The sequence below is a fragment of the Eubacterium ventriosum genome, from assembly GCF_025150745.1.
Lineage (GTDB): Bacteria > Bacillota > Clostridia > Lachnospirales > Lachnospiraceae > Eubacterium_G > Eubacterium_G ventriosum.
In genome coordinates, this window is the sequence record NZ_CP102282.1 from 172,754 (window position 1) to 184,531 (window position 11,778).

Annotated in this window: 9 protein-coding genes and 7 tRNA genes; all 16 read right to left on the reverse strand. The window is 35.6% G+C overall.

Annotated elements, in window-relative coordinates; all coding sequences use genetic code 11:
- Positions 1–24 precede the first annotated feature (24 nt).
- The 16 genes from NQ558_RS00755 to NQ558_RS00830 all read right to left on the reverse strand — a co-directional run bounded on the left by NQ558_RS00755 (position 25) and on the right by NQ558_RS00830 (position 11,763).
- On the reverse strand, positions 25–909 hold the full coding sequence (locus NQ558_RS00755; protein ID WP_326930477.1) for a substrate-binding domain-containing protein: 885 nt from the start codon (positions 907–909) through the stop codon (positions 25–27).
- A 720-nt stretch (positions 910–1,629) separates the two neighbouring features.
- Complete coding sequence (locus NQ558_RS00760) at positions 1,630–2,067, reverse strand: GatB/YqeY domain-containing protein (protein ID WP_005359785.1); 438 nt, start codon at positions 2,065–2,067, stop codon at positions 1,630–1,632.
- Between the two features lie 87 nt (positions 2,068–2,154).
- Positions 2,155–4,320, reverse strand: coding sequence for a YgiQ family radical SAM protein (locus NQ558_RS00765; protein ID WP_005359783.1), 2,166 nt, complete (start codon positions 4,318–4,320; stop codon positions 2,155–2,157).
- A gap of 48 nt (positions 4,321–4,368) precedes the next feature.
- On the reverse strand, positions 4,369–6,735 hold the full coding sequence (locus tag NQ558_RS00770) for a DUF4125 family protein (protein ID WP_040446155.1): 2,367 nt from the start codon (positions 6,733–6,735) through the stop codon (positions 4,369–4,371).
- 100 nt (positions 6,736–6,835) lie between these two features.
- Entirely contained in the window at positions 6,836–7,654 is an 819-nt protein-coding gene (locus NQ558_RS00775) for a metal ABC transporter permease (protein ID WP_005359780.1), read from the reverse strand.
- A complete protein-coding gene (locus tag NQ558_RS00780; RefSeq protein WP_242652091.1) occupies positions 7,647–8,357 on the reverse strand; it encodes a metal ABC transporter ATP-binding protein in 711 nt (236 codons plus the stop codon). The genes NQ558_RS00775 and NQ558_RS00780 overlap by 8 nt, the downstream gene beginning before the upstream one ends.
- Positions 8,358–8,359: 2 nt before the next feature.
- Positions 8,360–9,505, reverse strand: coding sequence for a metal ABC transporter substrate-binding protein (locus NQ558_RS00785; protein WP_259907596.1), 1,146 nt, complete (start codon positions 9,503–9,505; stop codon positions 8,360–8,362).
- Positions 9,506–9,581: 76 nt separating this feature from the next.
- Positions 9,582–10,001, reverse strand: coding sequence for a Fur family transcriptional regulator (locus tag NQ558_RS00790; RefSeq protein ID WP_040446153.1), 420 nt, complete (start codon positions 9,999–10,001; stop codon positions 9,582–9,584).
- Positions 10,002–10,244: 243 nt separating this feature from the next.
- Positions 10,245–10,778, reverse strand: coding sequence for a hypothetical protein (locus NQ558_RS00795; protein ID WP_005359773.1), 534 nt, complete (start codon positions 10,776–10,778; stop codon positions 10,245–10,247).
- 172 nt (positions 10,779–10,950) lie between these two features.
- A tRNA-Arg gene (locus NQ558_RS00800) sits at positions 10,951–11,024 on the reverse strand.
- 31 nt (positions 11,025–11,055) lie between these two features.
- A tRNA-Leu gene (locus tag NQ558_RS00805) sits at positions 11,056–11,139 on the reverse strand.
- Between the two features lie 23 nt (positions 11,140–11,162).
- Positions 11,163–11,235: transfer RNA gene (locus NQ558_RS00810), tRNA-Val, on the reverse strand.
- 124 nt (positions 11,236–11,359) lie between these two features.
- Positions 11,360–11,433 (reverse strand) — tRNA-Ile (locus NQ558_RS00815).
- Positions 11,434–11,442: 9 nt separating this feature from the next.
- Positions 11,443–11,515, reverse strand: a tRNA-Thr gene (locus NQ558_RS00820).
- 15 nt (positions 11,516–11,530) lie between these two features.
- Positions 11,531–11,602, reverse strand: a tRNA-Glu gene (locus NQ558_RS00825).
- Between the two features lie 89 nt (positions 11,603–11,691).
- Positions 11,692–11,763: transfer RNA gene (locus tag NQ558_RS00830), tRNA-Asn, on the reverse strand.
- Between the last annotated feature and the right edge of the window lie 15 nt (positions 11,764–11,778).

Below are 11,778 nucleotides of genomic sequence, written 5' to 3' on the forward strand. Positions count from 1 at the left end.
CTGTACCCTTATATGCAGATTTTATTACTGAACATCAGCCCAGTCTGTTAAGTCACCTGTGTAGATTTTCTTAATCTGATCTGATGTAAGGTTTGTTACCTGATTTTCTGTGTTAACAATTACAGCGATACCATCTAATGCAATTTTCTGAACCTGTAATTCTTTTGCTTCTTCATCTTTTAATTCTCTTGATGACATACCGATTTCTGTTGCACCTTCGATTGCTGACTGAATACCTGCTGAAGAACCTGATTCCTGAATTTCAATTGAAGCGTCTGCGTTTAGTTTTACATATTCATCTTTTAACTTATCCATTAATGGCGCAACTGATGTTGAACCTGCTAAAGTGATTTTTCCTTTCTTACCACTTGCCTTGTATGATTCTGTTGCTTCAACTCCGATGTAACCGTTGTCGTTTACAATCTGCTGTCCTTCTTTGCTCATAATGAATGAGATGAAGTCTTTGTCAATGTCTGATAACTTATCTTCTTTGTAACAAATGTTAAATGGTCTTGATACTTTGTAATCACCTGATTTAACGTTTTCTGCTGTTGCGTCAACACCGTCAACCTGAACTGCCTTAACGTCTGTTGATAAAGAACCAAGTGAAACATAACCGATTGCACTCTTTGTCTGTGCTACCTTCTGGAGCATTACTGATGTGCTGTTTGTAATCTGTGCTGAACTTACTGTAATGTCATTTTCGTTTTCATCTACAACTCCAAGAAGTTCTACGAAAGCTCCTCTAGTTCCTGAACCTTCTTCTCTTGAAACTACTGTGATTGCCTGTGACTTAGCTCCTGAATCAGAACCATTGTCACTGCTTGCACTCTTGTTGTTGCCGCATCCTGTGAATGCTAATGTTGTAATAACCAATGCAGATACTACTGCTAAAACTTTCTTTCTCATTTTCAATTTTCTCCTCGTTTTCAAGTAAATTTTTAATATGTTTTGAAGGAACTTATTTTTTGTTTCCTTCAGGGTACACATATATACTATTTAAATTTCGTTAAATGCAATAGCGCATTTATGTTAAATCTATTTAAAATATTCGGGAAAAATGTAAAAATGTCGAAAGTTGTATACAGTCAGAGATGGGAATGGCAAACACGTTTGCCATTCCCATCTCTGACTGTATATAAAATCAAGAAGAATTTGGAGAATGTACCCCGAAATTTGGATGATTTAAAATATCGGGGTACATTTTCGTTGCATTTATATATTATGTTGTATTTTCAAGTAACAGATTTAATGAAATGTACCCCGATTTTGAGAATTTTTTATATATCGGGGTACTTTTATTATTGATATATACAATAAGTTATGTCTCAAGATGTAAAATTGCTAAATATGTACCCCAAAAATCAAGATAATTTCTATAGCGGGGTACAGCCAGGAAAAAATATCACTTATACGTGCTATGTTACATTTAAAATTGTAAAATTCGTACCCCGAAAATCAAGATAATTTCTATATCGGGGTACGGGTGCAAAACACCCTGGCCACAATCAATAACGAACGCAGCAAAATAACAAAATCAATCTGTTTGTAGACATATATCCTTGCCTACACGCAAAAAAATAAAGAAGAAACACATGTCTTGCATTTCTTCTCATTTGTTTCTATTATTTACTGGCACATTTTTGCAACTATCTGGTTGATTACTTTGCCATCTGCTCTGCCTTTAAATGCAGGCATTACTGTTTTCATTATCTGGCCTTTGTTCTTTGTTGCAATTACGTCTGCAAATTTTTCTTTTAATTCTGCTTCAACTTCTTCTGCACTCATAAGCTTTGGTGCATATTCGTTGAATACATCATATCTTGCCTGGTATTCTTCTATTAAGTCTGTTCTGTCAGCAGGACATGAATCAATCTGTTCCTTTACAGTTTTTAATTCTTTAAGAATTACTTTGTTTACCATTTCTTCAGGAATATCATCTCTGCAGCCTGCATCAATTCCTGCTTTCTTTACTGCCTGAATCAATGCTGAAATTGATTCCTTTCTAGCTTTGTCTCTAGCTTTCATTGCAGCTATCATGTCTTTCTGTAATACTTTAATGTCCATTGTTTGCCTCCTATATTTTAATTATTAATTAACTATCTTCTACCTAACATAGTATACCACTCTAAATTTAGGATTCAAATAGAAACTTTAACGTCTCTTGCTAGATTTCCTGCCGGACTTTCCGTTATGCACATTACCGGATTGTACTTTACCATTACGTGAATTGCCGGATTGCACTTTGCCATTATGTGAGTTACCTGTCTGCACCTTACCGCCACGGGCATTTTTGTCATTTGCAAAATTCTTACCACTGCGGGTATTTTTATTATTTACTGAATTTTTTCCTCCGCGGTTGTCTTTATCTGCGAAATTCTTACCACGACCATTCTTGTTATTTGAGGAATCTTTGCCTGAAAAATTCTTACCTCGCGCATCCTTACGTGAATCCTTAGACTTTCCGTTACCTTTTCCGCCGTTTCCACCATAGTTTTTCTCATATTTAAACTGTCTGGGTTTAATAAGGCATTCCTTGCCAAAACCTATAAGGTCTTCTCTTCCTGCTATATGAAGTGCTTCTTTAACTAAGTCGTAGTTTGCAGGATTTCTGTACTGCATAAGGGCTCTTTGCATTGCCTTTTCGTGCGGATTTTTTGGAACATACACCGGCTTCATTGTTCGCGGATCAACTCCCGTATAGTACATTACAGTTGACATTGTTGACGGTGTAGGGTAAAAATCCTGAACCTGCTGGGGATTATAGCCAATATCTCTAAGGTACTCAGCCAACTTCACTGCCTCTGTCATATCAGAGCCCGGATGGGAACTCATAAGATATGGCACAACAAACTGGTTCTTTCCTTCTTTTTCGTTAAGTTTCTTATATTTAGTGATAAAACTTTCATAAACACAATTCTGAGGTTTTCCCATATAAGACAAAACCTTATCAGAAATATGCTCAGGAGCTACCTTAAGCTGTCCACTAATATGATATTTAACCAGCTCTTTAAAGAAAGTATCATCTTTATCTTCCATAATATAGTCAAATCTAATACCTGAACGGACAAATACTTTTTTGACCTTAGGCAATTCTCTTAACTTTCTAAGAAGACTTAAATAATCCTTGTGGTCAACATTCAGATTCTTACAAGGATGTGGGAAAAGACATTGCTTATGCTTACACACACCTGATTTTAACTGCTTCTTACATGACGGATGATAAAAGTTAGCTGTAGGGCCACCAACATCATGAATATATCCTTTAAAATTAGGCATATCAATAATTTTTTTTGCCTCATTTATGATTGATTCGTGGCTTCTTGACTGAATAATTCTTCCCTGATGGAATGTTATGGCACAGAAACTACATGCCCCAAAACAACCACGACAACTTGCCAATGAAAACTGAACTTCCTGAATGGCAGGTATCCCACCTAAAGCCTCGTAACTTGGATGGTAAGTTCTCTCATATGGAAGGTCGTAAATATCATCCATTTCCTGTCTTGTTAAGGGCTCCTGGGGTGGATTCTGTACAACATAAACTCCGTTTGGATAAGGTTCCACCAAAGTTTTTCCATTAAAAGGATCAGTATTTTCAGACTGAACCCTAAAACTATTTGCATACTCTAATTTGTCTTCCTTCATGGCATCATAAGACGGAAGAATTATTGGATCATAAGCAAGTTCTATATTTTTAGTCTTAAAAACAGTTCCCGGAATATAAGTAATATCCGTAACATCCATACCACTTGCCAAGGCATCTGCAATCTGAACTATACACTTTTCACCCATTCCATAAGTTAAAAGATTTGCCTGACTATCCAATAAAATTGAACGTTTAAAACTATTGCTCCAATAATCATAATGCGCCATTCTTCTAAGACTTGCCTCAATACCACCTATTATAATCGGCTTTGTTTTGTTAGTTCTGCGAATAAGATTACAATAAGCAACTACTGCATGATCCGGTCTTTTTCCAATTACTCCGCCCGGAGTGTAGGCATCACTATCTCTTCTTTTCTTTGAAACATAGTAATGATTAACCATTGAATCCATATTTCCACCCATTACCAGAAATGCCAATCTTGGTTCTCCCAAAACATTAATGCTTTCATCGTCCTTCCAATCAGGCTGTGAAATAATACCAACTGTATATCCATTAGCTTCCAAAACTCTACTTATAATAGCATGTCCAAAAGATGGATGGTCTACATAAGCATCCCCTATTACAAACACAAAATCTAACTGCTCTATTCCTCTTTCCTTCATATCCTCTTTGGATATTGGTAAAAATGCCATATTTATTTTGTATGCCATATTAAGAAAATATGGTCATACGCTCCTTTCTCTTAACATTTACAAAACTTATCTTATGCTACTTTCTGCAGCTTCCAATGTTGCATATCCCTGTAAATGTGCTGTATTTTCTATAGTCATATATGCAAGATTTTTTCCCTCTCTTGCCAGATTTACAATAAATTGTGCATAAAGTTTCAACAATTCTTCTGAATATGTTAATAACTCTCCCTTTAAATAAGTTTCATAAGAAGTGTTATCAATCTGATCAGCATCACTTGTTATATCCCTTGCATTAGATGCAAGCTTTGGATAACTCTTAGCAAAATCCTTCATCCAGTCTACCTGAATCTGTGCAATCTGATTTACAATTGCTATTGTTCTCTCCGATTTTTCAGGAAAATTATCTTTAATCTTCTTATATTCTTCAGGTGAAGTATGTTCCATCATTCTTCCATATTTCTCGGTAATCATATTCCAACCCTTAGCCTTGTTTTCTTCCCAAAGATTGCAAATGCACTCTAGCATTTCATCTGTCCAAGTCATATACTGACTCTTTCTCATAACATAGAAGAAAGGCCAATTATTCTGACAAGACGCTCTTCCACCAACATTCTGCACTTTATCAAAAGCTTCAAATTCAAGTTTTACTATTTTATCTATTGTTTTTTCTCTGTCAAACATTTCAACTTTCCCTTCTGCCAAATCCATAATTGGTCTCACATAGTCATTTAAAAAGTTTGAATTTCTATTCTTTATTAGTTTTAGTTCCAATAATTTATCAATTATAATTTTTGCTATTTCTTCCATAATAATGGCTTTTTCATCTTTTTCATTAAACTTAGTATTGTCATACAAATAACCATCCCAAGCATTCTTCTGAGCAGGAAGCTGACTTAATTTTTCAAGCAATGAAACAATCTTCTCAGTTCCATCCAATCTACTAACTCCCTTAAAAAGCCATTTGTAGTACGGTGCAAACTTATTATTTAAAATGTACACACATTTCATTGTCTCTTTCATAAAATCAGAAATGCAAATCTGTGCCGTTACATAATCTTTCCTTGCCATTGCTCTTTCATAATTGCTCTGACCTGTCTGAGCCATTGCCCCAAGCTGTCTTGCAAGCTTAACAAGTCTTGCCTGAAAAGGCTGATTTTCAAATTTTCTTCTTATCTTAGAAAAATATCCTAAATCGTCCCTAAAAACTTCACCGTTAGTAACTGTTGCAATTTTATAATCTTCAAGATTAATCCATTGTTCTAATGTTAGATTTCCATCTCCAGAACCTGTATACTTTTTATAAAAATCTTCAACTACACAAACGCCCACTCTTCCTTCAGCCATAATGGTGTCAACTCTTGTAATGCCCTTATAACTTTTTGGAAGTTTGTTATATTCATCCTGAAGTTTTTCACCGATTTTCTCATAAACATCTTCCGTAATCCACATACAAAATCCCGGGCCGAAATCGTGGTCTCTTGAATAAACATCATCAAAGCCAAATCGCTCTGAACCTTCCCCAACGAATCCCACCGCTATTTTGTCCTCATATTCAGAAAAATTATTATGAATCATATCCTTGCCGTACTCTTCATAAAAACTTTTTGCCAGCTCTATACCTGTAAGTTCTTTCTTTTCTTCTTTTATTTTGTCAAAAACCTTTGCCAGATTTTCTTTTGTAATATTATAAGCACTGCCACGTCCCATATTTGCTTCTATCTCCGGCAACGCCTTTTCGTATAATTTAGCTGCCTCTTCATACTGATTTAAGCTACACTTAACACTTGCCATGGCACAAAGGGCTCCGCTGTAATGAAAGTTTTTCACTTCATCTCTGTCAAATATTTCCAAAGCCTTCTTAAGGTAGTCTTCCGCCTGACTTGCCTGATTAATTTCAATCAATGACGCTGCCAGATTTGTATAAGTTGTGGCAACTTCAATATCCATTCCTTCTATTTTTTCTATAATGGACAGTGCCTTTTTAAGATGTTGGACTGCCATAGGAAAATCATTCATCTCCTGATACAAAAGAGCAATGTTATTGTTAAGACTTGCCATTCTATAATCATCACTTGGAATATTCTCATTATATATAGAAAAAACTTCTTTATAAACTTCTAAAGATTCCGCAAGTTTTCCTGCCGCTCTGTAAGCGTTTGCCACATTTTGAAGGGAAGTAGCATAATCCACAGTTCCTTCAATCCCCATTTTCTTCATTAATTCTATGCAATCATTACATGCCTTAATAGACTTTTCAAACTGACTTGTATCCCTGAAAAATCCCATCATTTCATTAAGAATTGTAAACTGAGCTGCCAAGTCATTTTCTTTTTTTGCCTGTTCTATGCTTTCATTGAAAAATGGCTCGACATCGTTAATTCTTCTTTCCGTATACAAACTATCCAACTCTTCTATAAAACCGTTAATATCCATTTTTCCTCCTAACCTGTCACTGCCATAAATAAACATATTTTATGCATAATTATCTAATACACTTTGACAACATCTTTTAACATAACACTATTATACCTGACTATTTTCTCTTTAGAAATGCCAAATTTCCAATAATGCAAAATATAATAAACATACACAAATTAGCAACAACAACGCTTGCTCCGGCAGGAATTGAAAAAGCGTATGAACAAAGCAAACCTGCCGTAAAATTTATTACCGCAAGAATTGCAGAACATATCGTTACACTTAAAAAGCTTTTAAAAACTCTCATTGAAGTAAGCGCCGGAAAAATAATAAGACTTGAAATCAACATTGCTCCCATCATTTTTATTCCAAGTACAACAGTTACCGCCGTAAAAATAGAAATAAGTGTATTGTACATTCCAACTTTCACACCTGTTGCTTTCGAAAAACTTTCATCGAAAGTCACTGCGAAAATTCTATGATAGCAAAATCCAAACATTATAAGTACAACAACAGACAGTACAACACTAAAAATAACATCATCTTTAGACATTGCCAAAATACTACCAAACATATAACTACACACATCTGTGCTAAGTCCTGTTGTTAACGATGTAACAATAACACCAATTGCCAGTGATGAAGCTGACACCATAGCTATTGCCGCATCACTTTTCATCTTACCGTTTTCTGCCAATCTAAGTAAGAAAAAGGCTGCAATTATAACAATTGGTATTGAAAACTTAATTGGTGCAAATCCCAAAGCTATTGCTATGGACAATGCTCCAAATGAAACGTGTGACAAACCGTCACCTATCATTGAATATCTTTTTAAAACAAGGCTGACGCCTAAAAGAGCTGCGCAAAGTGATACCAATACTCCTCCGATAAAAGCCCTCTGTATAAATCCATGGGCAAACATTTCACTAATCATTTGCTGCACCTCCCAAAAACATATTTGAAACATTTGATTTCTTATATTCCTCAACTGTTCCAAAGAAATCATTTTCCTGTTCTAAATGCAAAATATGTGTTGCATAATTTAAAGCATTCTTTATATCATGACTAACCATAATAATTGTTACATTCTCTTTCTTGTTTAAATCCTTTATAGTTTCATAAAGCTCCATTGAAGCTGCCGGATCAAGCCCTGTTACAGGTTCATCCAAAATCAAAACGCTGTCTGTTGCACAAAGTGCCCTTGCGAGAAGAACTCTTTGCTGCTGTCCTCCTGACAACTCTCTATAGCAACGCTTTTTCAAATCCAAAATATTAAGCTTCTCCATATTTTTTTCAGCCTCTGCCTTGTCTTTCTTATTATAAAATGGACATCTATGATCGTTATTTAGCACCCCTGACAAAACTACTTCCCAAACACTTGCCGGAAAATCTTTCTGTGCCTGTGTCTGCTGTGGCAAATATCCTACTCCTTTGTGATTTTTTCCCTGCACATTGGCAATAACTTCGCCATTTAAAGGTTTAATCAACCCTAATAATGTCTTTATAAGTGTACTTTTTCCTGTACCATTTTCACCAACAACACAAAGATAATCTCCTTGGTCGATTTTAAAATTCAAATTTTTTGCAACTACTTTATTTTCGTAACCTAACGTTACGTCTTTACATTCAAAAATCATTATCATTCTCCTAATGCTATTTTTAAGTTATTAACATTTTCCTTCATTAAATCAACATAAGTTACTCCGCTGTCAAACTGTTTCTGCGTAATATTATGACAGGAATTAAACTGAAGCGGTTTTGCTCCTGTGTCAGTTTCAATTGCGTCCGCCACAATATGACTGCTTAATTCCAAATAAAATACAGCCTTAATATTGTCTTCCTTAATCTTGTCCACAAGGAACCCAATAGTTTTGGCACTAGGCTCCATATCACTTCCACATCCCGGAAAAGCTGCATAATACTTTAAGCCATATTCCTTTGCAAAATACTGTAACGGAAACTTGTCCGCAAAAATAATTTCGTTAATCTTAGCATTTTCGACAATAGTTCTAAATTCATTATCCAGCTCTTTTAACTGACTTATATAGTTTTCAGCATTCTTCTGAAAATTTTCTTTTTCTTCTGGCAAAGCCTTACTTAATGTTTCACAGATTTTCTCTGTCATAATTATTTCATTAACAGGTGAAGTCCATATATGTTCATCTGTTTCTTCGTGTTCCTCTTCTGAATCTTCATTATGAAACTCCGAATCATTTGAACTATCTTCACTGTGATTATCTTCCTTATGATTTTCCTCGCTATGACTATCCTCTTTATGTTTTTCCTTGTTATGGTTGTCTTCTTTATGACTGTGCTCATCATGGTCGTGTTCTTCGAATCTTGTATCCATTCCTTCCACAATCTCTTCATTAAGAACGTCAACATAATCCATCATTTTCATCTGAATCTGATTCTTATTATTTAAGGAATCAAGCAACGTATCAATCCATGTTTCAAGTGAACCACCATTATATATAAGCACATCCGCATTTTCCATCTGAATAACATCGCTAGGTGTTGGTTCAAAAGAATGACTGTCCTGTCCCGGTGTAACAGTCATCTTTAAATCAATTCCCTTAACATCCCCTATAACCGCTCTTGCCATATCATAATATGGAAAAAGAGAAGTCACTATTTTCAATCTATAGTTATCTTCTTTTTCAGTAGTTTTGCCGCAACCAGTCATTCCCAAAATCATAGATATGGTCACAATAAAAACTACTGATTTTCTTAAAAATTCTGTTTTCCTGCTAAATTTGTTTTCTCGAATAAATTCTTTTTTCAAAATTTTATTTTTCGAAAATACTTTTATAACTCTATTACTTTTCATAATTTAATAAACACTTTCATAAATCATTATTTTATTTATTTTTTTCTCCACACTTTCCGCATTTCTCGCATTTTCCATAGAATATAGTTTTCTTAGGATTAATACTAAAATGATGGTCTGCGTTCACGTGACTATATAACTCCGCCAAATGATGGCATTCCATCTTCGTCACTTCTCCGCACTCTTCACATTTAATATAGAAACAATCCTGATTTTCACCCTGTTCTATGTACTGAAAGCAAGCGCCCGGCTGACCTTCCACGCTAAACTTCGTTACAATACCATCCTTCTCCATTTTTTCTAAATGTCTGTAAATAGTTGTTAGTCCCACTGAACAGTCATTCTCTTTCAAAAAATTTTCTATATCCATAACAGTAACATAGCCATCTTTGTGCATTTCGAGACACTCCTTAATAGCTGACTGCTGTTTTGTTTTATACTTTCCTGCCACAGTAATTCCTCTCTATACTTTCTTATATATTTTGCACAAAATATCCTTTATTTTAGGCATTAGTGCAATTCCTTATCTCCTTTGACAATAATTCCAATTTGAAAATCCTTTTCATTTTATACTTCTTCTGCTAAATTGTCAATTAATTTGAAAACCTTTTTCATTTTTAATAAAAAAAGAGCCTCTACAAATTGCTGTAGAATGCCCTTTTACTCCGAATATATTTATGCCTCTTTCTGCCAATTATGCAACATAATAGTACACGTAATGTCCGTCATCTCCTGACCTTCTTACATATACCATATCTCCTTCTTTAATATTATTAAAATCAGTCTTTCTATTTACAATAACATAATCCTGCATCAAAGCTTCATCAGCCTCACAAATAATAAAAAATTTCTGTTGTCTAATAACCGTCAAATCATCAACATAAAGCTTTGTTTTCACTTTCAGTTTAATAATTTGAGTCTTTTTGCTCTTATACTCAAGTCGCTCTTTTATCTTTAATATTACATAAGATAACAAATTAAATCCAACAAAAATTATTGTCGCCACAATATATATCTTCTCATAATATCCCGGATTAGAATGTAACCATGGCGAAATCCTATGCGCAATTATTTGAAAAATAATCCCAATTATAACTAAAACGACGGATACTCCTAAAAACTTCAACCATGTTCTTCTATTTTTAACTTTATAGCCTCTTCTAATTTCCATATCTTCATCTTCTGTTGCAATATGAAAATTCTGTTCTCTAATATATGCCTTATCCATAATTCATACTCCCTTATTTAGCTTAAAATATTAAATAATATAGCATATGAAAATATTTTTCACAACAATGGCGTAATTATTCCCAAAATGTCTGACAGACGGCAGTCCTTTACTTCACACCTTGAATGTTTATTAATAAAAAAAATAACCCCTGATGATCATCAGGGGCAAGTGTGCGTGACAGGATTCGAACCCACGACCTTCTGGTCCGTAGCCAGACGCTCTATCCAACTGAGCTACACGCACATAAGCACCTCTTTTGGAGATGCTTGCTTAATGCCGGCGACCGGAATCGAACCGGTACTGTGTTGCCACAACAGGATTTTAAGTCCTGCGCGTCTGCCAGTTCCGCCACGCCGGCATTGTACTGTTTAATTGTACAAGTGGGACCTACAGGGCTCGAACCTGTGACCCCCTGCTTGTAAGGCAGATGCTCTCCCAGCTGAGCTAAGATCCCATGCTTTAGGTTTGTTTTCTCCCGTCCTCACGGGCTGTGCTGGATTTGTTTTCATCAGGATTTCTCACAACCTTGTTGGTTTCATCCTCCTGATGTCATTGCAATCATGAATAATCACAATAAGTGGACCTGCGGGGACTCGAACCCGGGACCGACCGGTTATGAGCCGGTTGCTCTAACCAACTGAGCTACAGGTCCTCACATGAAAGCCGATGAACGGACTCGAACCGTTAACCTGCTGATTACAAATCAGCTGCTCTGCCAATTGAGCCACATCGGCGTATGAATTTCTTAGTGACTCCAAGGGGATTTGAACCCCTGTTACCGCCGTGAAAGGGCGGTGTCTTAACCGCTTGACCATGGAGCCTTGTTTCTTTTCTCTGTCCCTGTTCTTTTTTTTCCTGTCTTTTCTTTCCTCTTCCCCGTCTTTCGCACCTGTTTTTTAATGCAAAAAAGCTCCCCGAGTAGGGCTCGAACCTACAACCCCTCGGTTAACAGCCGAGTGCTCTACCATTGAGCTATCGAGGATTATTCCTTCAGCCT

Coding starts and splice junctions, on each gene's coding strand:
- NQ558_RS00755 (WP_326930477.1), bottom strand. CDS start 909: ATGAGAAAGAAAGTTTTAGCAGTAGTATCTGCATTGGTTATTACAACA.
- NQ558_RS00760 (WP_005359785.1), bottom strand. CDS start 2,067: ATGGACATTAAAGTATTACAGAAAGACATGATAGCTGCAATGAAAGCT.
- NQ558_RS00765 (WP_005359783.1), bottom strand. CDS start 4,320: ATGGCATACAAAATAAATATGGCATTTTTACCAATATCCAAAGAGGAT.
- NQ558_RS00770 (WP_040446155.1), bottom strand. CDS start 6,735: ATGGATATTAACGGTTTTATAGAAGAGTTGGATAGTTTGTATACGGAA.
- NQ558_RS00775 (WP_005359780.1), bottom strand. CDS start 7,654: ATGATTAGTGAAATGTTTGCCCATGGATTTATACAGAGGGCTTTTATC.
- NQ558_RS00780 (WP_242652091.1), bottom strand. CDS start 8,357: ATGATTTTTGAATGTAAAGACGTAACGTTAGGTTACGAAAATAAAGTA.
- NQ558_RS00795 (WP_005359773.1), bottom strand. CDS start 10,778: ATGGATAAGGCATATATTAGAGAACAGAATTTTCATATTGCAACAGAA.